The organism is Mesorhizobium sp. WSM4821 (genome assembly GCF_055901555.1).
In genome coordinates, this window is record NZ_CM148371.1 from 6452986 (window position 1) to 6476199 (window position 23214).

Genomic DNA, 23214 nt, shown 5'->3' on the forward strand with positions numbered 1-23214 from the left:
GGACTGCTCCAACCCGAACGTATGAGCCCTTTGGCGGTGGCTTGAAGGCGAAAGCACCATCTCCGTCAATCCGTCGGAAGGCAATAGTCCCTGAATCGCTGACGCAAGGTGATCTTCTGGATCTTGCCGGTTGCGGTGTGGGGGATTTCGGCGACGAAGACGACGTCGTCGGGCATCCACCACTTCGCCACCTTTCCGTTCATGAAAGCGAGGATATCCGTCCTGGTCGGCTCCCGGCCCGGCTTGCGGACAACAACAAGTAACGGCCGTTCGCCCCATTTTGCATGTTGGATGCCGATGGCCGCCGCTTCCGCCACGTCCGGATGACCGACCGCGAGATTCTCGAGCTCTATGGTCGAAATCCATTCGCCGCCCGATTTGATTACGTCCTTGGCTCGGTCGGTGATCTGCATATAGCCGCCCGGGTCGATATGGGCGACATCACCGGTATCGAACCAGCCTTCTTCATCAAACTGCTCAGATGCGACGCCGCCATAGTAGGCGCGCGCGACTGCAGGTCCGCGGACCTTCAAGCGCCCGAATGTTTTGCCGTCCCAAGGCAACGGGTTGTTGTGGTCGTCCGTCACCTTCATTTCGACGCCGAAGGGCGGGTAGCCCTGCTTGCTCTGGACGTCGAGCCGGGCCTCGCCCTCGAGCCCGGCATAGTCCGGCTTCATCGTACACAGCGTGCCGAGCGGCGACATTTCGGTCATGCCCCAGGCATGGATGACCTCAACATCGTAATTGTCCTGGAACTTCCTCGTTATCGCACGAGGGCAGGATGAGCCGCCGATGACGACCTTCTTCAGGTAGGGGAGTTTCTTGCCGGTCTCCTCCAGATGCTGGAGCAACATCAACCACACCGTCGGTACGGCGGCGCTGAACGTCACCTTTTCGGTGTCGAGCAACTCATAGATCGAGGCACCGTCCATCTTGCAGCCAGGCATGACCAGCTTGGCGCCAATCATCGGCGCGCTCTGGCCAAGGCCCCAGGCGTTAGCGTGGAACATCGGCACGACCGGCAGTATGGTGTCGCGCGCCGAGAGGCCCATCGCGTCGGGCATCGCGGCGATCATCGCGTGCAGCACGTTCGAACGGTGGCTGTAGAGGACGCCCTTCGGATCGCCTGTCGTGCCCGAGGTGTAGCACATGCCGGCGGCGGTGTTTTCATCGAACGTCTTCCAGACGAAGCCGCCGTCGGCCTCGTCAAGCCATTCCTCATAGGCAACGACGTTCGGCAGCGCCGTTTGCGGCATATGCGCCTTGTCGGTCAGCACGATCACCTTTCTCAGCGATTTGACCGCGCCGGCGATCTTTTCAAGCAGCGGCATGAATGTCAGGTCTACGAAGATCGCCTTGTCCTCGGCATCGTTCATGATCCACACGATCTGCTCGGGAAAGAGGCGCGGGTTGAGCGTGTGATAGATCGCGCCGACCCCCATGATGCCGTACCAAGCTTCGATGTGTCGCGCCGTATTCCAGGCCAATGTCGCGATGCGGTCGCCAAGGCCAAAGCCATCACGCTCGAGTCGCTCGGCGACCTGCAAGGCGCGGCGATGAATTTCGGCATAAGTGGTTCGGACGATCGGACCCTCGATCGAACGCGAGACGATCTCGCGTTCGCCGTGCTGCCTGGCTGCATTGTCGATAAGCTTGTGGCAAAGCAGCGGCCATTCCTGCATCAGTCCGAGCATTTGTTCCTCCCTTTGTTTTTCATTCCATTGTGGGACGAACCAGCGGATTGTCTAGCCATAACCGGGCCCAAGCGATGCATTGATTGGCAAGACAGGGGAAACCGCCACAATCCGGCCATCGTCGGCGTTAACTTTGATTAATGGGCAGGGGTGTGTGAAAGAGGTTCGCATGGACGCGCAACTCGACGACAAGGCTCTCGAAAATACGCTTGCCGAAAGTCTGGCCGATTTGGCGCCGGACGCCATAACCATTACCGAAGACGAATTCGTCGAAGTTGTCGGCGGCGCCCTTGAGGCGGTCGGCGGCACGCTGCTGTTCAAGATGTGTGTTCAGAACGAAGGCGAGGGCCAGCACGTTGCCGCGGCATGCGTTGGCGATGGCGGTAACCGTCAGTTCCTGCTTCTCACCTTGCCGACCGGCGGTGGCGCGCTCAAGGTCGAAACCGTGTCGAGAAGCACCAATCCGGTCGCCGGTATTGCCGCCGCCTACGCCGGGTTGATGGACGCGTTTCAAGCTGCTGCCTGATCTGTCATCGTCAGAGCCGGCTCCACGAGAGATCTGGCAACGCCAAGGCGATGGTGTTCGCGCCTCGCATTCGACGGCGGCCTTGCGCAACGGAGGCGCACGACACACATTAAAGCGCGTCGCGTCTGAAGGAATGCGCTTACGTTTGTTTTTGTGCATGTCGTTATTCCAAAACCGCTGAACACTTTGGGCGACGTGCATTAGGTCGATGCAAGGAGAACCAGCCATGGACCAGATCGCCAATCCGTCGCCCGGCTTTCAACGCAACCCGGATAAGGTGATTACGGTCGAGCCTTACATCGGAACTGTGACCGTGCGCGCCGGAGACGCCGTCATTGCCTCGTCCACCAAGGCCAAGATGTTGACCGAGTCTCCCTACCCGTCAGTCCTCTATATCCCGTTCGAAGACATCGATTTCGAACAGCTTCGTAAGACGGACCTGTCGACTCATTGTCCCTATAAGGGCGATGCGAGCTATTGGAGCGTGCTGCCTACAGCAGAGGCAGGCAAGGATGCGATGTGGGGGTATGAGCACCCTTTCGACGAAATGGTCGAAATCCGCGACCACGGCGCGTTTTATCCCAACAAGGTAACGATCGAAACCGCGCCAGGCTGAGCAGAGGCGGCTCGATCCAGATCCTGTGCCGTCAATGCCGACGTCATCGGGCTGGAAAAGGGCCGCCAAAGGGAAGGCGCCGATCAAAGGCGGTATCGCTGCCGGAGCCCGCCTGCGTCCGAAGCGTTGGCCTGCCCCGGAGCCTGCCGATCAAGGCCGGGAGCGACATGCGCCACCACGAAACGGCTCTGGCTTGACGGGCTGGCTTCGGTTCGGCCTCGTCTCGACAAGCAGGCAGTTCCCTCGCCGGACATGATCTCCCCTATCATCGGGAAGAGCATCAACGAGCGTTCCCGGACGCTGCTTCCGCTTCGACATCAGGCGAACCCGTTCGAAGACAGGTGAACACCCGAAACCAGAATCGGAACTCCTGTGTCCACCCGTCGCAATGCGCCGTGAAGGCGCACCAGGCGATTGCGGTCGCGGCTGTCTTTCCCCAAAGAGCTTTCGCTGCCTCAGCAGCTTCAGGTACGGTCCATTTCTCCAGGGCGGCGTCGCGGCGGAAGGCGTCCATCAGATCGGGAGCGCTCGCCGCCGGATGGGGAGATGCCGTAAGAGCGTCCAGTGCTGGCAATTCCTTGGCGGTTGAAGGGTGACGGGCGGCGGACGCTTCGCTGCAAGTTGAGGGATTCTCGGCTGAAGCCGGAAGTTCGGTTGGACGGATCTTCATAGCTCATCTCCTTCTTCAGGCGCGGAAACAGCAGCCAGCCCGCGCCTGCGGAGCTTGGGACGCTGCTCGTCGTGAAATTGAAAGAACTGTTCCGGCATCGTCTGCTGGGCGATGCGCACCAGATCGTTGAGCGCCGAGCGGATTTGAGGCCAGGGGAACTCGGAGCATTCTTCCCAGGTCTCGCCCTCGCGCAACACCGCATCGAGCTTGCCCGCCACGCCGACGAGAGTCGTGGCGGGGGTGGTTGAGAACGCTTCCACCAAATCCTCTGCCCTATCGCCAGCCTTGCGCTCGGCCCTTAGCGCGGCGGCGTAACCGATGTCCTCGCCGGCTGCATCCCAGCGTGCCTGATGCCCCGCGAAATCAGCTTCGGCCTTGTCGCGGAGAGCCGCCATGTCCGGCCCTTTGCCGAGCACGTCATTGAGCGCCTCGATCGAGTGGAGCGTCACGTCCTCACCCTCGGGCAGGCGGACGGTCACACAAGGAAAGCCGACGCTCTCGACAAGTCTCGTCTCCAGGCGCTGCTGATTGCGGCAAAGCCGCTCGGTCAGCTTGTGGGCTGCCTGCCACTCCCGCCAAAGCGCCAGTGCTGGATCGGAAGGCACATTCGTCCTCCCGGCGTCGCCAGCGAACGCGTTATCTTCAAGCCTCCGCGCGGTGGTAGCCACCACTGTTCCCGCAAGCACTTGCCTGCGAGTGACGAAAGGCAGAGTCATGCTATTGTCGGAATCACCCATGATCCGAGCTCTAATCAGCTTGGGTTGTGGCCAGGCCGGGTAGGGTGTTGCACCACCTTATTCGGCCGCTGAACGCCACAGTTTTAAACGAGACGAGCGGCTTTATCAAGTCTTTTAGCATCAAATGATGCCTAAGGTATAATTGGATGATTACGAGTGAGCAATTGCGAGCAGCCCGCGCACTTTTGCAATGGGATCAAAAAGCCCTCGCGGCGAGATCAAAAGTCTCCATAGCAACGATCAAGCGGCTCGAGCCGCTCGCCGGCGCTTTGAAGGCCAATCAGGTTACAATCGAAGCGCTTAGGCGAGCATTGGAAGCCGGTGGCGTCGAATTCATCCCAGAGAATGGCGGTGGGCCTGGAGTGCGGCTTGCCCGACGAACGGACAGCAAATGATCATCATTACAGCACAACACGCAATGCGCGGATTTCCTCCCCGGATAGCCGACATTGAGCGCAACCGGCTGTCATTACCCGAAGAAGCTGACGTTCCTACCCACGCCCCTCAACCCGACGTCTGACCCGACCAACGCTCAGGACGCCAGAGCCTTCCCAACCTGCACCGCCGCCTGCGCGGCAGCCAGCCTGGCGATCGGGACGCGGTAAGGCGAGCACGACACGTAGTCGAGGCCAACCTTCTCGCAGAAATGAATCGACGCCGGATCGCCGCCATGTTCGCCGCAGATGCCGAGCTTGATCTCCGGCCGCGTCGCCCTGCCCTTTTCTACCGCGATCCGCACCAGTTCGCCGACGCCTTCAATATCGAGCGACACGAACGGATCCTGCTCGATGATGCCCTTCTGACGATAGGTCTCCAGGAACGAGGCCGCATCGTCGCGTGAGATGCCGAAGGTGGTCTGCGTCAGATCGTTGGTGCCGAAGGAGAAGAATTCGGCCGCCTCGGCAATGACATGGGCGCGGATCGCGGCGCGCGGCAGTTCGATCATCGTGCCGGTGAGATAGTCGATCTTGACGCCGGTTTCCTCCATCACGCTCTTGGCGACGGCATCGATCCGCGCCTTGACGTAGTCGAGTTCCTTCACCAGGCCGACCAGCGGCACCATGATTTCCGGAACCACCAACGCGCCGGCCTTCCTGCCGGCCTCGACGGCGGCCTCGAAAATGGCGCGCGCCTGCATCTCGGCGATTTCGGGATAGGAAACCGCAAGCCGGCAGCCGCGATGGCCAAGCATAGGATTGAACTCGTGCAGGGCCTCGGTGCGCTGCCTGAGCTTGTCGGGCGACACGTTCATGGCGGCGGCGACTTCGGCCACCTCTTCCTCGGTCTTGGGCAGGAATTCGTGCAGCGGCGGATCGAGCAGGCGGATCGTCACCGGCAGGCCGGCCATGATCTCGAACAGTTCGAGGAAATCCGAACGCTGCATGGGCAAGAGCTTGTCCAGCGCCGTTCGCCGGCCCTTTTCCGTGTCGGCCAGGATCATCTCGCGCATGGCCACGATACGGTCGCCCTCGAAGAACATGTGCTCGGTGCGACAAAGCCCGATGCCCTCGGCGCCGAAGGAACGCGCCATGCGCGCGTCAAGCGGCGTCTCTGCATTGGTGCGCACCTTCATGCGGCGCGCGGCATCGGCCCATTCCATGATGGCGGCGAAATCGCCCGAGAGCTCAGGCTGCAGCATCGGTACCGCGCCTTTCAGCACCTGGCCGTTGCCGCCGTCGATGGTGATGATATCGCCCTTGCGGAACGTCGACCCCATCGCCATCAGCGTACCGGCTCTGTAGTCGACGCGCAGCGAGCCCGCGCCAGACACACAAGGCTTGCCCATGCCGCGCGCCACCACCGCGGCGTGGCTGGTCATGCCGCCACGCGTGGTCAGGATACCTTCCGCCGCATGCATGCCGTGGATGTCCTCGGGACTGGTCTCGATGCGTACGAGGATCGCCTTGCGGCCTTGCGTCTTGAGCTCCTCGGCGTCGTTGGACGAAAAGACGATCTCGCCCGTGGCAGCCCCCGGAGAAGCCGGCAGGCCGATACCGATCACATCACGCGCCGCTTTCGGATCGATGGTCGGATGCAGCAACTGGTCGAGCGAGGCCGGATCGATGCGGGCGACGGCCTCCTCCTTCGAAATCAGCTTGTCCTTCGCCATTTCGACGGCGATCCTGAGTGCGGCCTTGGCGGTGCGCTTGCCGGATCTTGTCTGCAGCATCCACAATTTGCCGCGCTCGATGGTGAATTCGAGATCCTGCATGTCGCGGTAGTGCTTTTCCAGACGGTCGGAAATGGTGACGAAAGTCTGGAAGGCTTCCGGCATCAGCTTCTGCAGCGACGGCTTGTCGGAGCCGGCGGCAATGCGCGCCGCCTCGGTGATGTTTTGCGGCGTGCGGATGCCGGCGACGACATCCTCGCCCTGCGCGTTCACCAGGAACTCGCCATAGAGCATCTTTTCGCCGGTCGACGGATTGCGGGTGAAAGCAACGCCAGTGGCCGAAGTCTCGCCCATATTGCCGAAAACCATGGCCTGGACGTTGACCGCGGTGCCCCAGCTTTCGGGAATGTCGTGCAGGCGCCGGTAGGTGATGGCGCGGTTGTTCATCCAGCTCGAAAACACGGCGCCGATCGCGCCCCAGAGCTGCTCGTTCGGATCCTGCGGAAACGGCTTGCCGAGTTCCTCCTCGACCTTGGCCTTGTAGAGCGCGATCACGCCCTGCCATTCGATGGCGGTCAGTTCGGTGTCGAGTTCACGGCCGAGCCCGCCCTTCTGGTCTTCAAGGATTTCTTCGAACACCTCATGGTCGAGACCCATGACGACATCGGAATACATCTGGATGAAACGCCGGTAGCTGTCGTAGGCAAAGCGCGCATCGCCTGAATCGGCGGCCAGCGCCTCGACCGTCTCGTCGTTGAGACCGAGATTGAGCACGGTGTCCATCATGCCGGGCATCGAGGCACGGGCACCGGAACGCACCGACACCAAGAGCAGTTTCGAGGGATCGCCGAAACGGCGCCCGGTCAGCCGGCCGATATGATCGAGGGCGACCGCGACATCCGCTTCCAGCGAGGCCGGATAGCAGCGCTCATTGGCGTAGTAGGCGTTGCAGACCTCGGTGGTGATGGTGAATCCCGGCGGCACGGGCAGGCCCAGGCTACACATTTCGGCCAGGTTGGCGCCCTTGCCGCCAAGAAGGTTGCGATCGCCGGCACGGCCTTCCGCAGCGCCGTCGCCAAAGGTGTACACCCATTTGGTCATGCTTGCTCCCCGGTTGCAGGAGATTGAAAAGATTGACGAAGCCGAAGTTCCGCCGCGTCTTACCCGAGCGATATGATGCTGCAGTGTGAAAGGCAAGCGTCGGCAGAGCCAGTCGGCTTCTACAATCGATTAAGAAAAAGCGATGCCAAAAAGACTTGCGGCTCGGCGGCCATTTGATTAGAACATAACAGGAACCAAGGGCAACACCATGAGACTGACCGGAAAACTTGATTATCTGGAAATGCCGGCAACTGGTGGAACGCTGGACAGGCTGAAGGCTTTCTACAGTGCCGCCTTTTCCTGGTCTTTCACCGACTACGGCCCGACCTATTCGGCGTTTTCGGAAGGTCTTGACGGAGGCTTCCAGGCCGATGCCGACGACGCGCCCGCCAAGCCGCTTCCCGTGCTTTATTCTAAGGATCTGGAGGAAACCCTGGACGCCGTCGAAAATGCCGGCGGCACGATCGTCAAGCCGATCTTCTCGTTCCCCGGCGGCAGGCGGTTTCATTTCGTCGACCCGGCCGGAAATGAAATGGCCGTCTGGGGTGAATAGCCAAAAGAGACCGGATCCAGGCCGATGATTTCGAACCGAAACGCTCGCCGGCGGATTGGTCGCGGTACTCGTCATTCTCGGCATTGAGGTTTCCGTCGGCTCGTCTTATAAGGCCGCGCGCGCAGCGGGCACGTTCCGGCTGTTGGGGCGTAGCCAAGTGGTAAGGCATCGGTTTTTGGTACCGACAATCCCAGGTTCGAATCCTGGCGCCCCAGCCAAACTGCAAAGGTCCGTTCCGGGCACATAAGGTTACATTTTCTACCGGAGACAAAAGCGGGCGGCCGTTCACTATCCGGTTGTTGTCCGCCAAGCTGACAATCACGTTTCTCGGCCTGCCTCGCGGAAGTCCGGCGTCCAGACACTTGCGATGCGCAAGCCCGAAAATCGGCCCGATGAGGAAAGTGGTGCCGCGGACGGGCTTTCAGACGCTCACTGGTAGGGCATGCTCGCCCTCGTCCGCGAGCGTGGCGAGAAATGATCGCCGCCATTCTGCGGCGTCATTGCGCCTTATGCGCTTGAGCAGGGCGCCGTGCCTAGCAATCCTTTCCTCAAGAGGCATCGCGAGCGCTCTTGCGATCGCGTCAGCAACCTCGTCGGTGACATACGGGTTTACGATCAAGGATTCCGCAAGCTCTTCAGCCGCGCCTGCAAAACGCGACAATACAAGCACTCCGGGATTGGCTTCATCCTGGGCGGCTATGTATTCCTTTGCGACGAGGTTCATTCCATCACGTAGGGGCGTGACCAACCCGACCTGGCTGGCGCGCAATAGGCCAGCTAGCCGCGAGCGCGGTATAGCTCGGTGGATGTAGCGGATCGGGGTCCACGCCAAATCCGCGTATTTTCCATTCACGGAGCCAGCGGTTGCTTCGAGCTGTGCCCGTATCTCCGCATAGGCGCTGACCTCCTCGCGCGTGGGCGATGCAATCTGCAAATAGGTTACCGCCCGCTCGCATTCGGGGTGCCTTTCCAGAAGGCACGCGAAAGCCTGCATACGGCCGGGCAGACCTTTGGAGTAGTCCAGCCGATCGACGCCGATGATCTGCTTGAGACCCAGAATCTGGCGGCGCATGGAATCGATCTGTACATCCTCCGACGCCTCGTTAGCCATTCGTGCGAACGAATCGACGTCAATGCCTATCGGAAAGCACCTTGAAAACACGGTCCGGCCATTGGCCTCAGCGGCGCCATGTGCATCAAATATGGTCGAATTGGTCGCGTGCGCAGAGCGCCGAAAATTCGCCACGTCCGTCTCGGTCTGGAAACCCAGCACGTCATACTGAAGCAGATCATCGATGAGTTCTTCGCGGTCGGGCGTGGCGGCAAATAGGTCAGGCGGCGGGAACGGTATGTGGAGGAAAAAGCCGATCCGATTCCGGAATCCCAGCCGCCGCAACTCGGCGGCCAGGGGGATAAGATGGTAGTCGTGAACCCAGATCAGGTCGTCGTTGCCCGACAGCAGCACAGCGAGCGCCTTCGCGAAGCGTGCATTGATCTGCCTGTAGGCGCATAGAAACTCTCTCCGGTGGTTCACTAAGTCGAGCCGGTAATGGAAAAGCGGCCACAGCGTGCTGTTGGCATAGCCGTTGTAGTACAACGAAAACTCCTGGTGCGGCAGGGCAAGCGCAGCCGTCTCGATCCTCCCCACGCGTTCGAGCTGGATCAGCGGTTCGTCGCTCGCGGCAGAGTCCCGATACTCGGCGCTTGCTCCTAGCCATAGACCTCCACGCTCGGCCAGCGCATCCGCAATGCCTACTGCGAGCCCGCCGGCTTGCGACAGATCGCGAATATTCCCCAGCCTATTCGAGACGACAACCAGTCGACGCGACATGGCATCATTGGAGGCTTCGGTAAGGTTGTCATTTGGTCGCTGCACCAAGAGCAATTCCTAGGCGGGAAGGCCGCCTTGGGAACGGTCTGAGCATGCGATTGTTCCACGAAATTCACCTTGGAATTTCCCGGCGATACCAGACGAATAACAGCTCAAATCTGCCCATCACAGCCGCAAGCCTCCCGTCATGGGGCAACCACCGAAGCGACACCCATTTCCGGGAAATACATATTCTCAATCGGCTGGGATGAGGCCTCCAGCTGGGTTTTGATCCCCAGTTCGACCTGATGCACTGAGGCTGCAAAAGCGCGAAATCGACGCTGAGGATATAGGTCGTGGGCTTTTCCCCCGATCCATAAGCGGCCGCGCCATGGAGCGACCAATGAGGCGGCCCGTCTGAGGTGTTACCCATTGGCCTGCGCCTGATGCTAATCCAGTTGTTCCGATGAAACAAAGCAGTTCCGGTGCCAAGCGCAATCGATCCGTTGTGGGGGCATCCAAGTCTCTTTGATTATGCCGGTTTGTGCGCCGAAAGCCCCGCCATGGTGGGACCAAGACGCAGGCCGATCGGAGCGGGTGTCGCTAATGTCCCGTTTTGGCGGTGATGTCGTATGTGCCGTGGTGCGTTCTGCCGAACAGCATTTGATTGGCGACCGAGGTCGACAGCATCGCGATTAGAGCTGCCAACACCATGAACAGGATCCTGTTTCTGTCATCCATCGTCGATTTCGTCGCGATTTGAAAACCATACTGCACGACGCGCAAGGCTGCTCGCAACCTGCGAATTCGGTAATGCCAATGCCCGGATTCAAGGCTTCCGCGATCACACCATAGGCTAACGCGATCATACAGTTCACAATACAACTACAAGCGGTCGATTCCTTAGCCGATGTAGCCACTTGCGAAGGCCCGCGGCAGGTCGCTCCCGTGGCGGGCTTTTCGCATGGATTTTATCCAGGACCAGGTCTTGCGCGTTACGTGCAAGGTCTGGCGCTACCATGGTTTGCGAATGTCCTGGAGATGTTCCGTTGCTTTAGCCAACCAACAAAATACGTGATCATGAGCGCGTCAGTCGCCTCACCGGCTGGACTCCAGCGGCGAGTAAACACGCCCTCCATTCAAGGCGGCGGTCCCTCCCTGGGATGAGGCATCGGTGACCCTCAGCCACTCCCAAAGCCCGCGCCCCTCTGGCGGAGAGAGCGCGGGCCGATCGGAAGCCCGATCTTCGGCAAGCGGTTGTGGGCACCACCTGCCGCAAGCATCAACCCGTTAGAGATGACTAATGTTCCGTCAGGCCGTCAGAGGGCCGGGCAACGGCACTGATCCAACCGGTACTCAGGCTCGCTATTAGCGGTCGGCGAGCCAATGGATCATGTTTGCCATCAGCCTGCCGTAGAGCGGCCAGCCAAGAAAATCCTGCGAGAGCCAGTGCGGCCCGATATCGGTCGCCCAGGCAATCGTGCGGCCGCGGCCATGGTTGCGAACGGCAAGAAGCGGCCAGTCCGTGCCGCGATGGTGGCAGGTGGCGAGAAGTTCGGACAAGCCGTCCTGCCTGAACTCCAGTTTGTTCATGCCGAGGATGGGCGGCAAGGGCCCCTCGACGCCGGCGAAGATCGGATGCGACGACTGCAGGATGGAGGCCTGCAGGCCCTGCGGCGCCTCCATACCATCACAGAATGGCAGGCAGCGGACGGGCAGCACGTCCTCGACAGGCGTGTCGTGGAACCGCGCCGTTGCGAACATGCCTTGAAAGCCCATGTAGCCGCCGGCCAGCATCAGACCGCCGCCATTTTCGACATAGGTTTTCAGCACTTCGAGGCGGTTGACGCCGACACGCCCGGCGCGGGCATCCGGCGTGACCAGCAATGTCAGAGCGCCGACGTCGGAGATCACCACTGCCTGAAATTGGGCGAGCGCATCGAGGTCATAGGGAAACTCCGCCGCGCAGCGGTCGCCGCCGATCTGCGTGACGGCGATGCCTTCGGCAGCCAGTGCGGCGTTGAAGGCTGTTGCGCCATTTGTCGAGGTGGCACTGGTCAGCACATCGCCGCCGATAGCGACCGATGTCATTGCCGCAAAAGTTTCGCCTGCAAGCAATATCTTCATTGCCGCCCCTCACTGTTTTCATTCGAGAGAATTCAGGAAAGGCGCCGGACAGGCCGGCGCCCTCCCCGTGGCTTGAGCTCTAGAGAATCAGAACTTGAACTCGGCCAGATTGTCGGGGGTAACGATCTTGGCTGGACCCAGGATCAATTCGCCGCCGGCGCCAATCGTATATTCGCCGAGCCTGCCAGCTTTGAATTTCTCACCCTCCTTGCCGGTGATCTTGCACTGCGCAAGTGCCTGGGCCGTCTGATAGGTAAGATAGCCAAGATCGGTGACGTTCCACCAGATATCCTGAGCCGCCCCGTCCTTGATGTATTTCGAGATCAAAGTAGCCGGCGCGAGGCCGGTCAGCTTGACCTTGTCGATCATGCCCGCCTCCTCGAGTGCACGTGCGGCAGCCGGAAGGCCAATGCCTGCCGGGACGATGATCACCTTGAGGTCCGGAAAGGCCTGGACCAGCGCCAGCGCCTGTTGCTGGTTGATCTGTTCGCTTTCTTCGCCGTAGGCGACCTGCACCAGCTTCATTTTGGAAAACTTCGGTTCAGCAGCCATTTTCGCCTTCATGAATTCGATCCAGGCGTTCTGGTTGGTCGCCGTTGGCGTCGACGACAGGATCGCGAATTCGCCTTCACCGCCGCTGAGGTCGAATGCACTTTCCAGCATCATTTCGGCGAGACTGTCGCCTTTAACCTGATTGACAAACACCGCGCGGGCGTCGGCGGCCACGTCGGAGTCATACGAAATCACCCTGACGCCCTGCTGAACGGCGCGCTTCAGCGCAGGCGCGACGGCATTGGCGTCGTTGCCGGCAATTGCGATGACCCCGACCTTCTGCGACACGAGGCTGTTGATGAATTCGATCTGCGCCTCAGCAGTCGCCTGCGATGGAGCGACCTGGGTGGCGGTGCCGCCAATTTCCTTCGCTGCCTCCTGTGCACCTCCAAAGGCAACTTTGAAGTAGGGGTCAGTGTCGAGCTTGGGCAGGAAACCGACCGTTACGGGTTCCTTGGCGCATTCCTGGCTGAAGGCCAGCGAGGTCGGCGCAAGCAGAACCGCGGATGCGAGCAGGGCTGATCTAAACGCTTTCATTGTGACTCCTCCGTCAAAATTCGGGCTTGAATGAAGGGGCCCGAGATCACCCCTTTGTCTCGCGCATTGCGCGGGATCTGCTGAGCAGCTCCTGGGTGGAGCGCCAGTAATTGCCGACGAGCAGAGAACCGATCAGCAGCATGCCGATGATCATGCCCTGTGCATCGCCGCCGATCTGGCTGAGCGCCAGCACGTTGCGGATGATGGCGATAAGGACGAGGGCCAGCATGACCCCGGTCAGCCGACCCTTGCCGCCGAAGACGCTCACGCCACCGAGCAGAACGATGGTGATGACATCGAGCTCCATGCCGAGCGCATTGTTGGCGCGCGCGTTGGAGAGGCGCGCGGTATAGACGATGCCGGCGATGGCGGCGACGATGCCCGAGACGACGAACAGTTTCAGCACCATCCGGCGCGTGTCGATACCGGAATAGCGCGCCACTTCGGGGCTGCCGCCCAGCGCATAGATGCGCTTGCCGGCCGGCGTCTTCTGCAGCACGACCGCAAACAACGGCGCCAGCAGCAGGAACGGCACGATGGTCCAGGGTATCTGGGTCCCTGGCAGGTTGTTGATGCCGAAATCCACGACCGCAGGCGGCAGGATGTTAACCGAACCGGTGCCGAGCAGGATGTAGCCAATACCTCGATAGAGCGCCATGGTTCCGAGCGTCACAACCAAGGACTGCAGTCCCAGCCCAGAGACCAGATAGCCGTTGAAGGCGCCGAGCAGGGCGCCGGCTACGAGCGTCAGCGGGATTGCAGCAAGCGTCGGCACGCCGGCCTGGACGAGCAGGCCAAAAACGACTGATGCCAGCGCCAGAACCGACGCGATCGACAGGTCGATTTCGCGGGTGATGATGAGCAGCGTCATCGGCAGGATCAGCAGTGCCTTTTCCGAGGCGCTGGCGGCCAGTTGCGAGAGATTGAAGCCAGAGAGGAAATACGGCACGAAGATCGCAGCGTAGAGGAAGATCGCCAGGCAAGCGGTCGCCAGCAGCAGATCCCAGAAGTCGATCGAGCGGGCGAACTTTTTCATCTTGCCCTCGCCTGTCTTGCCCGCTCCGCGCGCCGCACGATGAAGGTATCAATGCCGATGGCGACCAGGATCACCAGACCGTAGACGCCCTGTAGCCACAGCGGGTCGACGCGCACCAGCGTCAGTCCGTTCTTGATGACGAGCAGCGTGAGAGCTCCCAGAATGATGCCGAGCAGCGTGCCCGAACCACCGCGGATGGCGACGCCACCGACCACCGCCGATGCGATCACGGTGAGTTCGAAACCAAGCGCGACCCGGGCATCGATGGTGGCGTAGCGGGATGCCCATAGCGCCCCGCACACGCCGCCGAGCAGGCCGGCCATGCCAAAGGCCAGCAGGATACGCCGATCGACGGGGATGCCGATGAGACGCGCGCCGTCCGGGTTGGAGCCGGTGGCGAAAAGTTCACGCCCGATGGCGGTGCGATAGAGCAGCAGGTAGCCTGCGCACAGGATAATGATGGCGATGACGACGATCAAAGGCACGCCGGCAATCTTCAGGCCGGTCATGTCGAGCCAGGCTTGCGTGACTTCGTCGGCGCTGATCTGGTCGCCAGCTGCCCAGATCGAATTGAAGCCACGAAAGATCGACATCGAAGCCAGTGTGACGACGATGGCTGGGATCTTTCCCCTGGTGACGACGAGGCCGTTGAGCAACCCGGCGACCCCACCCACGGCGCATGCGGTCGCAAGGCCGACACCGATGTCGAGCCCTGGATAGGCTTGAACCATGCTGGCCGCCATGTAGGCCGAAAGGCCGATCACCGCGGCGATCGAAAGGTCGATGTTGCGGGTGATCAGCACCAGCATCTGAGCGAGTGCTGCGACCACCAGCAGGGCAGCATCCGTAGATACGGCCGTCAGGTTTGCCGCACTCACCATGCGCGGGTTGATTATGGTGACCGGGATCGCGACCGCCAGCATCGCGGCGAGCAGGCCGAACTCGCGCCGTTTCAGTATGTCGAGCGGTCCCTTTCTTTTCTCCTCTTGGGCGGCGCGTTCCGCCTGCGCTGCCGGATCGATGCGTTCGCTGGGTTTCGTGGCCGCTTCCAGAACTTTTTCCTGGGTGGCTTCGCCCCTGGCGAACTCGGCCGTCCTATGGCCTTCGCGCAGAACGACGATGCGGTCGCACATGCCGATCAGCTCGGGCATTTCGGAGGAGATCAGGATGATGGCCATGCCTTGCGCGGCAAGGTCGGCGATCATTGCGTGCACTTCGGCCTTGGTGCCGACATCGATGCCTTGGGTTGGCTCGTCGAGGATGAGAACGCGCGGCTCGGTGCGCAGCCACTTGGCCAACACGACCTTCTGCTGGTTGCCGCCGGACAGTTCCTTCACCGGCTGCCCGTAGCCGGAAAACCGGAGCTTCATGCGCTTCAGCCAATCCGAAACCAGGTCTATCGCCCGGTCCGTGGCGTAGAAGCCGGAGGGGGCTGCCTTGTCGACGACGGGCAGCACTGCGTTGTCGAGGATGGAAAAATCCATCACCAGGCTCTGGCCCATGCGGTCTTCCGAAACATAGGCGATACGCGCATCCATGGCGTCGCGCGCCGATGCGAAGCGGACAGCTTCGCCGTCGACCAGGATTTCGCCGGCGTCGGGCTGGTCGATGCCGAACAGCACGCGCGCGATCTCGGTGCGGCCGCTGCCGACAAGGCCGCCGAGGCCGAGCACCTCTCCGGCGTGAAGTTTGAGGTCGATGCTGGAAAAGCCGCCGGCGCGCGAAAGCCCCCTCGCCTCCAGCACCAGTGCGCCGGTGGCGTGGTTCCGTTCCGGATAGAGGTCGCTCACTTCTCGGCCGACCATCATGCTGATGGCAGCTGCGCGGCCGAGCTCGGCCTTCGGCTTGACGCCGATGAGGCGCCCGTCGCGCAACACCGCAATGCGGTCGGCGATGCGGAAGATCTCGTCCATTCGGTGGCCGACGAACATCATCGCCACGCCATGCAGCCGCAGATCGGCAACGACGGTGAACAGCCGCTCCACCTCACGCTGCGACAGGGCGGCCGTTGGCTCGTCCATGATCAGCACACGCGCGTCGAGCGACAGCGCGCGGGCGATCTCGACCAGTTGCTGTTCGGAGGTGCGCAAGGCTGCGAGCCGCGTTTCGGGCGGCACGTCGAGGCCGACAGTCGCCAGCACCTTGCGCGCGCCGGCAAGCATGGCGGCGTTGTCGATGCCGCCGAAGCGATCGCGGAGCATGTGGCCTAGATAGATATTTTCCGCGACCGAAAGATCGGGGAACAGGCCGGGATGCTGGTGCATAACCGCAATGCCGGCGGCCTGGGCGTCGTGCGGCGTGTGGAAGACCACAGGCTTGCCATCGACCTCGACATGTCCACTGGTAGGGGAATACACGCCGGCTAGCAACTTCACGCAGGTGCTCTTGCCGGCCCCGTTTTCGCCCAGCAGCGCCAGCACCTCGCCAGAGCGCATTTCGAAGGACGCATCCTTGAGCGCAATCGTGCCGCCGAACGCCTTTGTCGCCTGAACCAGGGCAACGGGAGCAGCCACGCCCCTTTTCACCGCAGCATCGGCATCGCCATATGCGCCCAAGTGCAGCACCTCACCTCCCAGGCTTTGCTTCTTTTTTCAATTTGCTATATTAAATCACTCAGAACCGCAATCGCAAAATTGACTTCCACGGTGCTGGCGGGCACTGTCGCGTCGCGCACGGGCGCGGCTGGAGTTCCTCGATCGCAGCAATTCAAAGATGTAGCGACGCAGTGGTTCCGGGTGAATAACATGGGAAGGCACTAGTTTTGTCCGGAAAAGGCAGCAATTCCGTCAAGGTTCGGCATTACAACGAGCGCTTCGTGCTTGACGCCATCCGTCGCCTGAAGGAGGCCTCCAAGTCCGACCTGGCGCGCGCTGCAAATCTGACGCCGGCCGCGGTCGCCGCCATTGTCGACGGACTGGAGTCGTCCGGATTTGTAAAGCAAGTGGGAAAAAGGTTTGGGCAGCGCGGTTCACCGTCCACCCTCTACAGGCTTGCGCCGGAGCGAATCTACAGTGTCGGTATAAAGATCGGCCGGCGAGCGCTGGAAGCCGTGCTCGTCGACTTCGCCGGCGAGGTACGCGCCCGCGAGTCGCACGAATATCGCTTTCCCGATCCGGAGTTGGTGCTCAAGGCCGGCAACATGTCGCTGGCCAATTTTGACAAGCTGGTCGCCAGGCTTGGCGATGCCAGCATCGTCGGGGTCGGCATCGCCTCGCCCTATTTCCTCGGCGGCTGGAGCGAGGAGCTCGGCTTCCCCCACGATCTTGGCAGCCGTTGGGAAGCAATCGACCTGACGACTTTCTTCGCCATCAGGGCGAAAATCCCGGTCTTCGTGGAAAACGACGCGTCATCAGCGGCGCTGGCCGAACTCGTCCAGGGCGCCGGCGCGCGGTTTCGCGACTTCATGCATATATCGATCGACACGTTTGTCGGCGGCGGGCTGGTGCAGGGCGGGAAGGTGCATACCGGACCGCACGGCAACAGCGCCGCCCTCGGACCTTTGCCAGTATCGCCTTCAAGCCTCGATTCGGTTGCGGCCAAGCCGGCGCGCTACCAAAGCCTGCTCCATAGGGCTTCCATCTACGTGCTGGTCAATCATCTCAAGTCGCGCGGCGTCGAGATCAACCGGGTGCGGGAACTGGACCCATTGCCGCCGGGGGCGCGCGAGCCGCTGTTTGAATGGATCGATGATTGTGCGAACGCGCTGGTCGAGGCGATCATCGCCATCACCTCCGTCATCGACATCGAGGCGATCGTTCTTGACAGCATCCTGCCGCGGTCGATCCATCTCGAGCTCTTGGCAAGGGTGCAGACCCAGTTCAACATGGTCAGCGCCATCGGCATCGTGGCGCCGGAAATCGTTTCGGGACAATTCGGTTCCGAGGCCTCGCCGATCGGCGCGGCCATGTTGCCGTTCTCGGCACTTTTGGGTCCCGACAGCGGCGTGCTGATGATCGGCAAGGACAAAACAATGTTGCTGGGTAGCCTCTTGAAACTTGCCAGCCAAAGCTGAAGCTCATCGGGAATGCGCGGTAAATCGACCCGCTTGCAACGGTTTGGCGACCTTAAAGAACAGAACGGTCTGGACGAGGCGAGCGAAGCCCTGAGGGAGTGTTCATCCACCCTTGCGGCCGCTCCCACAGTAGAGCAAACTCGCTGAAACCATGAAACTCTTGGCTGGAATATTTTAAAGGAACTGGCTGCTCGCTCCCGCATCTCGGATTGGCGACCATCGTTTGAGGTTTCAGAATCGCTACTGCTCTCGCCGTCTCCGCCCTCCTGATGGTTTCAACAGTGCTCGTGCATTTCGAGATGGTCCAACTCGTCGCAAGAATGCAGCGTTCCTGGAACCTGCCTGCTCGTGTAGAACTGCTCGCATTCATCATACCTGCTTTTATCGCGCACCTGTTTGGCATTGGGCTCTATGCGATCGCATTCGCCTGGATGCACGCCCATCCGGAATTGGGAGCATTGATGGGCGATATCGGTTCGGACGCAGCTGACTTCTTCTATTTCTCGCTGACATGCTACACGACGCTTGGATTCGGTGAGGTCTACGCTGTTGGTCCGATGCGAATAACTGCTGGCATCGAGGGCTTGAACGGCCTGGTCTTGATCGCTTGGTCGGCCACATTCACCTTCGTTTCAATAGAGAAGGTTTGGCGCAAAGACCGCAAAAGCTGAAGGATCTAGGCAGCCAACGCGTGGAGACATCTGCCGCCTCGGTGCGGGAACTATGAAGAAGGAAAGACGGGGCATATTTTCCCTGCACCTTGCGCAAGGCGTTGTGTGGCCTGGACGCCATGGGGCAATTGTTCGAGACGCCCCGACCGAGCGAAGGCAGAGGCGCTTCGTGCGCGCAGTTGGGCACAAATCGAAAGAAACAAAACTTCGCCTTTCAGAGCCGAAATATGCATAGCGATAGCAATGCGATACGTATCCTGGCGGGCGAAGACATTCCGGCAAGAAGCCGATTTGGGTTCAGCAGGCGGCAGATTTCCCCGTATCGCATTGCTATCAACAGCTGATCGCGATCAAAATAGTGTAGGACAATGATCCGGAACCAGGCGGGTGGCCTCCGTGACAGGTCTCCAAAATCGCCATTGCAGCCGATTTCGACAGGCTTTGAAGATTTGCAGCCTGTCAATCGGCGACGAGCGAAACCTGTCGGGCCGTTTGCACCGCGTCCTGCTCGAAGTGCGTCACTCGTGCAGAGGCAAATGAACCAGCAAATATGCCGCGAGCAGCCCGACGGGAATCGCGCCGCCTCTACAAGCACCAACCAGTTGCGATCGGTAGTGCGCATCCGATGCTCACCATCGGACGGGCTTTGGAGGGTGAACTTGGAGTGCCCGCAACATGAAAGCCTTGCCCGCATGCGATTGTCAGTTTGCTGCTGCGGCGTGACAATGAAGTGCGATCGCGGCTCATCAGCCGTGTCGCGTCACAGTTGCTGCCGCAGATCGCTTGAAGACGATGGTGACCTTCGTTCCTTCGCTGGCGCCAGAGGTGACTTCGAACTCTGCTTTGGCATTCTCGGTCAGCGAGCGCGCGATCAGCGCGCCGAGCTTGCCGGGCTTGGGCCATGTTTCTCCTTCCGGCAGGCCAATTCCGTCGTCCGCAACTATGATCAGGCAGCCGTCGCCATTGGAGATGCTGCGCAAGGTTATCGTGCCACTTTCACGCCCTGGGAAGGCATGCTTGAGTGCATTTGTCATCAGTTCATTCACGACCAGTCCAATCGGCATGGCGACGTTGATTGACACCGGATATGTATCCACTTTCATGTCTAGGCGGATCCCCTCAGCTGCATGCGAGCCTATCACTGCGGACGCAATCTGGCTGAGATAGACGCCAAGATCGACCTCATCCGTCTGCTCGTCTGCCGACAGCGTCTGGTAAAGGATAGCCAAAGCGTCGACGCGCCCGGCGAGCCTCTCAAATTTTTTTTGGTCGGGCTCGGTCGCATTACGCGTTTCCAAACGGATCAACGCGGTGATCATCTGCAAGTTGTTCTTCACCCGGTGCTGCAGTTCGCGCAGCAGCGTGTCCTTCTCGCGTACGCGCTCCTCCACTGAGCGCGCCTCTTCAGATTCGCCATGGGATGACACGTCGACCAGAGCCACCAGTCGGAAGCAGTTCGTGCCGCTGTCGTCGACGATGATGTTTGAATAAACGTCGACAAGCGCCGGCTTGTCGCCCACGCGCTCCAGCCGGTAGGTACCGACGAAATCGGTTTCGTCGACCAAGGCATCGTGCAGAGGTCGGCCCTTGTGCTGGTGGACGCCAAACCCGGAAAGTGCTGCCCAGTTTTGCCGTGTAAGCTGGGCCGCCGTTAGGCCTGACACTTTTTCGAATTCCGGATTGGCATAGACGACACGCTCCCTTGCGCTCAGGTCCGAGACGGCAATAGCGATCGGCACTTGGTCAAGGAATTTCTTGAACTGCTCGCTTTCCAGCGCGTTGGCAAGGTCTGGAGTATCGAGCAATTGCTCGACTGCCTCGGCCTTGTCTGTTTCCGATTTCATCTAGGGCCTGTGCTTAGGGTTGGGACAATCATTTCCATTCAGGCCCTTCGCCCGCCACCGCTGCAAGGGGGCCCCATGGACCAAACCCCTCGCATGGGCTGGTGGCAACGCGTTCACGTGGTAGGAGACCCGTCCGACGACCCCGGCAACCGATCGCGAATGGCTTCCTCGGTTTTTTCCGCGGTCGATTCGACAACTTTGCCGACCTTGCCCACGAGGGTGTCGGCACTTCCATCCGAGGCTTGCCGATCGGCCTCTTCCTTGACCGTCTCGTAGGCCTCGGCGGCAACTTGCTTTGCTTGCTCGAGGCCTCTCTGGAAAGCTTCTTCTGCGCTGTCCACGAGATTGTCGCGGTAGGCGCCGAGTTGCTCGTCCTCTGTGGCTGTATGGGGCAGCATCACTCCAATAGCAGTGCCCAGAGCGAGGCCGACTGCAGCGATAGCCAGCGGTTCGCGCTCAAAGAGGTCCTGTGCCGATTGGCGCGTCCGAGCCGCTATCTCGCTAGCGCCTGAGCCGAGTTGGCCGGCGGTTGTCGTGATCCTCTCCTTGGCGTCCGTTGCAGCGTTTTCTGCAGCTTCGGCCGTACCGCTTGCAGCTGATGTTAGCGCATCGGCAGCGTCGGAGAGCATGGTCCCAATTCCGGAAGCTTCGCTGCGCTGGCGGAAATCATCACTACCCTGGTCGGAGAAAGCGTCAGGAGCCGTACCTGTCCGATAAGTGGCGGCAGCTGTGGTGGGCGCCGACGTACCGCCGCCAAGCATCAGCCAAGCCAGGCCGGTCCCAATCAACGTCAGCGGCAAGGGGTTGTCCCTGACTTGCGACTTGAGATTGCCAAGCATCGCGGATCCCTCGCCGGCGAACATCCCGGTAAATTCGTCGATCAATTGACCCGGTGTCATCTTGCTGCGGATCGTTTCGGCGGTGTCTGCTACTTTGGCTCGGGCGATCTCGGCGTCGCGTTCGAGCTCGGCTGCGGATTTGTCGCTCATCTGATTTGGTCCTTGATCACGCGCGCGTCGCGCTTGAGTTGGTCTTGTGTACGATCGGGCGTCAGCTCGGAAGGAGCCATGCTTTTCGTCCCAGAGCGCAAAAGAATGATTCCCAGTATCGCGACGACGACCCCGACCAGCAACGAGGACCATCCCGCTCCTAACCCGGCACTCGCCAAGGCGATTACAAGTGCTTGCAAGAGCACCATCAAGGCCGCCAGCAGGCATATGGCGCCCCCCAGAATCTCAGCCGCTCCCGCCCCGGCTTTGCTTATTTTTTCCGACATTTCGGCCCGCAACAGCCTACTTTCGGTTTGAAACAGCGTTGTGACCTGCTGCGCGAGATCACTCACGAGAGTTGCAAGGCCGCGACCTTCCCCGTTGTTGGTCATGGGTTCTGCTCCAGGCTTGCGTGGCCCTCATTGCCGGCCAAGGCATCGTCGCGCTGGCTGGATGGGGGCGGCGTCGGGTCAGAGGCCTGTGCCGATCGCAATCCCGCGTCTGCCGAGCTCGAAGCCGTTTGGGAAGACCGATCTGTTCCCGATCGGCTCTGTGTTCCGGTCGAGGCAGGTGGCGGGGAGCTCTTGATAAACCGTCCCAACGCCAGCCCCGCCAACACAGAGCCAGCAATCAGAGCCCCTGAATTTTCGCGGCCGAACGACCGCATCTCGCCAAGAACATCTTCGAATGGTTTGTCCTTCAGCGAGGATGAAAGGCGCTCAAGTCCACCGGCGGCATCAAGGGCGAACTTCGAAGCGGTCCGCTGATCGTTATTGGCCAGATGCTCGCTTGCCGCTCGCAGCGCTCCGCTGAAGGCCTTTAGGTTGGCACTGACATTGCGCTGTGTCTCCTCGGCCTTGTCGACAAGCACATCCTTGGCTTCCGACGTGTAATCGCCGGCCTTCCTGACAAGTTCATCGCGAGCATCGCCTAGCACCTCTGTCGCAGTCTGCGTTTCGTGCTGGAGCCGTTCGGACAGTTCGCTTTGGGCTGTTTCGAAATCGGCCGGTTTGCGGCCGCCCTGGTCGTCTTCGCGCTGCATGGTTTCTCCTAATGGAATCCGAGGAAGGAGAGGATCGCAAGCACAACGACAACAAGGCCGATGAGATAAATGACACTGTTCATGGCGGCAATCTCCTCCATTGCCTTACGAACTTGCCTGGGGCAAACAGGTTCCATCATTTCAAACTAAATTAGCGATACTGAATTTGGCGCCCTTAGCCGGCAAGCCTCGCACGAACCTCTAGCGGCGGTGCGCTCGTGACAGAGTGAGGCAAAGCACATTCAGCCAATGCGTCAGGCGGGTCACTATGAAGTGACGCCGGACCAGGATTGTTGTCCTTCGGCGCGGCGATGATCGCGGTGTCTCCTCGTTCATGGAGTGCTCCTAGCCTGCCCCTGACGGTCGGCTCCGAGGGAGCTACCCTCATCTCTCGCACAGTTCCGCACCTCCATTGCTGTCGGTGCGTTCGTGGCACACCGTCGTCTGCGTAACGGCAAGCTCACTGTCGCGCTCAGGCAGCTCATCCCCACAACAGAGCACTTCAGTGATTAATGGGATCAACTGGTGCTGCGAGTATGTGGCAATAGCCGTGATGATGCGCGTCCAACAGGGCCCTGTTCGCGGCC

General features: G+C 60.6%; 19 protein-coding genes and 1 tRNA gene. 7 read left to right on the plus strand and 13 right to left on the minus strand.

Annotated features, from left to right (window positions below; genetic code table 11):
• Positions 1-65: 65 nt before the first annotated feature.
• Positions 66-1694, minus strand: a complete 1629-nt coding sequence (locus AC0NID_RS31530) for a fatty-acid--CoA ligase (RefSeq protein WP_473454143.1) — start codon at positions 1692-1694, stop codon at positions 66-68.
• A 169-nt stretch (positions 1695-1863) separates the two neighbouring features.
• Here AC0NID_RS31530 and AC0NID_RS31535 point away from each other — a divergent pair, with 169 nt between their 5' ends.
• Together AC0NID_RS31535 and AC0NID_RS31540 are read left to right on the plus strand one after the other, a co-directional pair.
• Positions 1864-2220: a hypothetical protein gene (locus tag AC0NID_RS31535; protein WP_473454388.1), complete on the plus strand. Its 357-nt coding sequence runs from the start codon at positions 1864-1866 to the stop codon at positions 2218-2220.
• A gap of 226 nt (positions 2221-2446) precedes the next feature.
• Positions 2447-2836 carry a DUF427 domain-containing protein gene (locus AC0NID_RS31540; RefSeq protein WP_473454144.1) on the plus strand — a complete coding sequence of 130 codons (390 nt, stop codon included), beginning with the start codon at positions 2447-2449 and terminating at the stop codon, positions 2834-2836.
• Between the two features lie 666 nt (positions 2837-3502).
• Here AC0NID_RS31540 and AC0NID_RS31545 read toward each other — a convergent pair.
• Positions 3503-4243: a hypothetical protein gene (locus AC0NID_RS31545; RefSeq protein ID WP_473454145.1), complete on the minus strand. Its 741-nt coding sequence runs from the start codon at positions 4241-4243 to the stop codon at positions 3503-3505.
• Between the two features lie 146 nt (positions 4244-4389).
• Between AC0NID_RS31545 and AC0NID_RS31550 the strand changes: the two genes are divergently transcribed.
• A complete protein-coding gene (locus AC0NID_RS31550) occupies positions 4390-4638 on the plus strand; it encodes a helix-turn-helix domain-containing protein (RefSeq protein WP_473454146.1) in 249 nt (82 codons plus the stop codon).
• Positions 4639-4775: 137 nt separating this feature from the next.
• Here the strand turns inward: AC0NID_RS31550 and ppdK are convergent, their stop codons facing one another.
• Entirely contained in the window at positions 4776-7454 is a 2679-nt protein-coding gene (gene ppdK, locus AC0NID_RS31555) for a pyruvate, phosphate dikinase (protein WP_473454147.1), read from the minus strand.
• 208 nt (positions 7455-7662) lie between these two features.
• On the opposite strand from ppdK, the gene AC0NID_RS31560 reads away from it, so the two are divergent.
• Together AC0NID_RS31560 and AC0NID_RS31565 are read left to right on the plus strand one after the other, a co-directional pair.
• Entirely contained in the window at positions 7663-8007 is a 345-nt protein-coding gene (locus AC0NID_RS31560; protein WP_473454148.1) for a VOC family protein, read from the plus strand.
• Between the two features lie 143 nt (positions 8008-8150).
• Positions 8151-8225, plus strand: a tRNA-Gln gene (locus AC0NID_RS31565).
• A gap of 203 nt (positions 8226-8428) precedes the next feature.
• Here the strand turns inward: AC0NID_RS31565 and AC0NID_RS31570 are convergent.
• The 6 genes from AC0NID_RS31570 to AC0NID_RS31595 form a co-directional block, all read right to left on the minus strand.
• Positions 8429-9883 carry an alpha,alpha-trehalose-phosphate synthase (UDP-forming) gene (locus AC0NID_RS31570; protein WP_473454389.1) on the minus strand — a complete coding sequence of 485 codons (1455 nt, stop codon included), beginning with the start codon at positions 9881-9883 and terminating at the stop codon, positions 8429-8431.
• A 537-nt stretch (positions 9884-10420) separates the two neighbouring features.
• Positions 10421-10558 carry a hypothetical protein gene (locus AC0NID_RS31575; protein WP_473454149.1) on the minus strand — a complete coding sequence of 46 codons (138 nt, stop codon included), beginning with the start codon at positions 10556-10558 and terminating at the stop codon, positions 10421-10423.
• A gap of 627 nt (positions 10559-11185) precedes the next feature.
• The gene (locus AC0NID_RS31580) at positions 11186-11944 is read right to left on the minus strand and encodes a glutamine amidotransferase (RefSeq protein WP_473454150.1); all 759 of its coding nucleotides are present in this window, start codon (positions 11942-11944) and stop codon (positions 11186-11188) included.
• Positions 11945-12031: 87 nt separating this feature from the next.
• The gene (locus AC0NID_RS31585; RefSeq protein WP_473454151.1) at positions 12032-13033 is read right to left on the minus strand and encodes a rhamnose ABC transporter substrate-binding protein; all 1002 of its coding nucleotides are present in this window, start codon (positions 13031-13033) and stop codon (positions 12032-12034) included.
• Between the two features lie 46 nt (positions 13034-13079).
• Complete coding sequence (locus AC0NID_RS31590; RefSeq protein WP_473454152.1) at positions 13080-14069, minus strand: ABC transporter permease; 990 nt, start codon at positions 14067-14069, stop codon at positions 13080-13082.
• On the minus strand, positions 14066-16633 hold the full coding sequence (locus tag AC0NID_RS31595) for an ATP-binding cassette domain-containing protein (RefSeq protein WP_473454153.1): 2568 nt from the start codon (positions 16631-16633) through the stop codon (positions 14066-14068). Before AC0NID_RS31595 ends, AC0NID_RS31590 begins: the two co-directional genes overlap by 4 nt.
• A 197-nt stretch (positions 16634-16830) precedes the next feature.
• Between AC0NID_RS31595 and AC0NID_RS31600 the strand changes: the two genes are divergently transcribed.
• Both AC0NID_RS31600 and AC0NID_RS31605 read left to right on the plus strand, forming a co-directional pair.
• Positions 16831-18081, plus strand: coding sequence for an ROK family transcriptional regulator (locus AC0NID_RS31600; RefSeq protein ID WP_473454154.1), 1251 nt, complete (start codon positions 16831-16833; stop codon positions 18079-18081).
• A 281-nt stretch (positions 18082-18362) separates the two neighbouring features.
• A complete protein-coding gene (locus AC0NID_RS31605; RefSeq protein ID WP_474033377.1) occupies positions 18363-18752 on the plus strand; it encodes an ion channel in 390 nt (129 codons plus the stop codon).
• A gap of 746 nt (positions 18753-19498) precedes the next feature.
• Here the strand turns inward: AC0NID_RS31605 and AC0NID_RS31610 are convergent.
• The 4 genes from AC0NID_RS31610 to AC0NID_RS31625 form a co-directional block, all read right to left on the minus strand.
• Entirely contained in the window at positions 19499-20596 is a 1098-nt protein-coding gene (locus tag AC0NID_RS31610; RefSeq protein ID WP_473454156.1) for a sensor histidine kinase, read from the minus strand.
• A gap of 113 nt (positions 20597-20709) precedes the next feature.
• Positions 20710-21585: a hypothetical protein gene (locus AC0NID_RS31615; RefSeq protein WP_473454157.1), complete on the minus strand. Its 876-nt coding sequence runs from the start codon at positions 21583-21585 to the stop codon at positions 20710-20712.
• Complete coding sequence (locus AC0NID_RS31620) at positions 21582-21977, minus strand: phage holin family protein (protein WP_473454158.1); 396 nt, start codon at positions 21975-21977, stop codon at positions 21582-21584. The genes AC0NID_RS31615 and AC0NID_RS31620 overlap by 4 nt, the downstream gene beginning before the upstream one ends.
• A complete protein-coding gene (locus tag AC0NID_RS31625; RefSeq protein WP_473454159.1) occupies positions 21974-22627 on the minus strand; it encodes a hypothetical protein in 654 nt (217 codons plus the stop codon). Before AC0NID_RS31625 ends, AC0NID_RS31620 begins: the two co-directional genes overlap by 4 nt.
• Positions 22628-23214 lie beyond the last annotated feature (587 nt).

Excerpts from the sequence above, each read along its gene's own strand:
- AC0NID_RS31530 (WP_473454143.1), bottom strand. The coding sequence starts at position 1,694 with ATGCTCGGACTGATGCAGGAATGGCCGCTGCTTTGCCACAAGCTTATC.
- AC0NID_RS31575 (WP_473454149.1), bottom strand. The coding sequence starts at position 10,558 with ATGGATGACAGAAACAGGATCCTGTTCATGGTGTTGGCAGCTCTAATC.
- AC0NID_RS31540 (WP_473454144.1), top strand. The coding sequence starts at position 2,447 with ATGGACCAGATCGCCAATCCGTCGCCCGGCTTTCAACGCAACCCGGAT.
- AC0NID_RS31560 (WP_473454148.1), top strand. The coding sequence starts at position 7,663 with ATGAGACTGACCGGAAAACTTGATTATCTGGAAATGCCGGCAACTGGT.
- AC0NID_RS31620 (WP_473454158.1), bottom strand. The coding sequence starts at position 21,977 with ATGACCAACAACGGGGAAGGTCGCGGCCTTGCAACTCTCGTGAGTGAT.
- ppdK (WP_473454147.1), bottom strand. The coding sequence starts at position 7,454 with ATGACCAAATGGGTGTACACCTTTGGCGACGGCGCTGCGGAAGGCCGT.
- AC0NID_RS31590 (WP_473454152.1), bottom strand. The coding sequence starts at position 14,069 with ATGAAAAAGTTCGCCCGCTCGATCGACTTCTGGGATCTGCTGCTGGCG.
- AC0NID_RS31585 (WP_473454151.1), bottom strand. The coding sequence starts at position 13,033 with ATGAAAGCGTTTAGATCAGCCCTGCTCGCATCCGCGGTTCTGCTTGCG.
- AC0NID_RS31615 (WP_473454157.1), bottom strand. The coding sequence starts at position 21,585 with ATGAGCGACAAATCCGCAGCCGAGCTCGAACGCGACGCCGAGATCGCC.
- AC0NID_RS31610 (WP_473454156.1), bottom strand. The coding sequence starts at position 20,596 with ATGAAATCGGAAACAGACAAGGCCGAGGCAGTCGAGCAATTGCTCGAT.
- AC0NID_RS31580 (WP_473454150.1), bottom strand. The coding sequence starts at position 11,944 with ATGAAGATATTGCTTGCAGGCGAAACTTTTGCGGCAATGACATCGGTC.
- AC0NID_RS31535 (WP_473454388.1), top strand. The coding sequence starts at position 1,864 with ATGGACGCGCAACTCGACGACAAGGCTCTCGAAAATACGCTTGCCGAA.
- AC0NID_RS31545 (WP_473454145.1), bottom strand. The coding sequence starts at position 4,243 with ATGGGTGATTCCGACAATAGCATGACTCTGCCTTTCGTCACTCGCAGG.
- AC0NID_RS31625 (WP_473454159.1), bottom strand. The coding sequence starts at position 22,627 with ATGCAGCGCGAAGACGACCAGGGCGGCCGCAAACCGGCCGATTTCGAA.
- AC0NID_RS31550 (WP_473454146.1), top strand. The coding sequence starts at position 4,390 with ATGATTACGAGTGAGCAATTGCGAGCAGCCCGCGCACTTTTGCAATGG.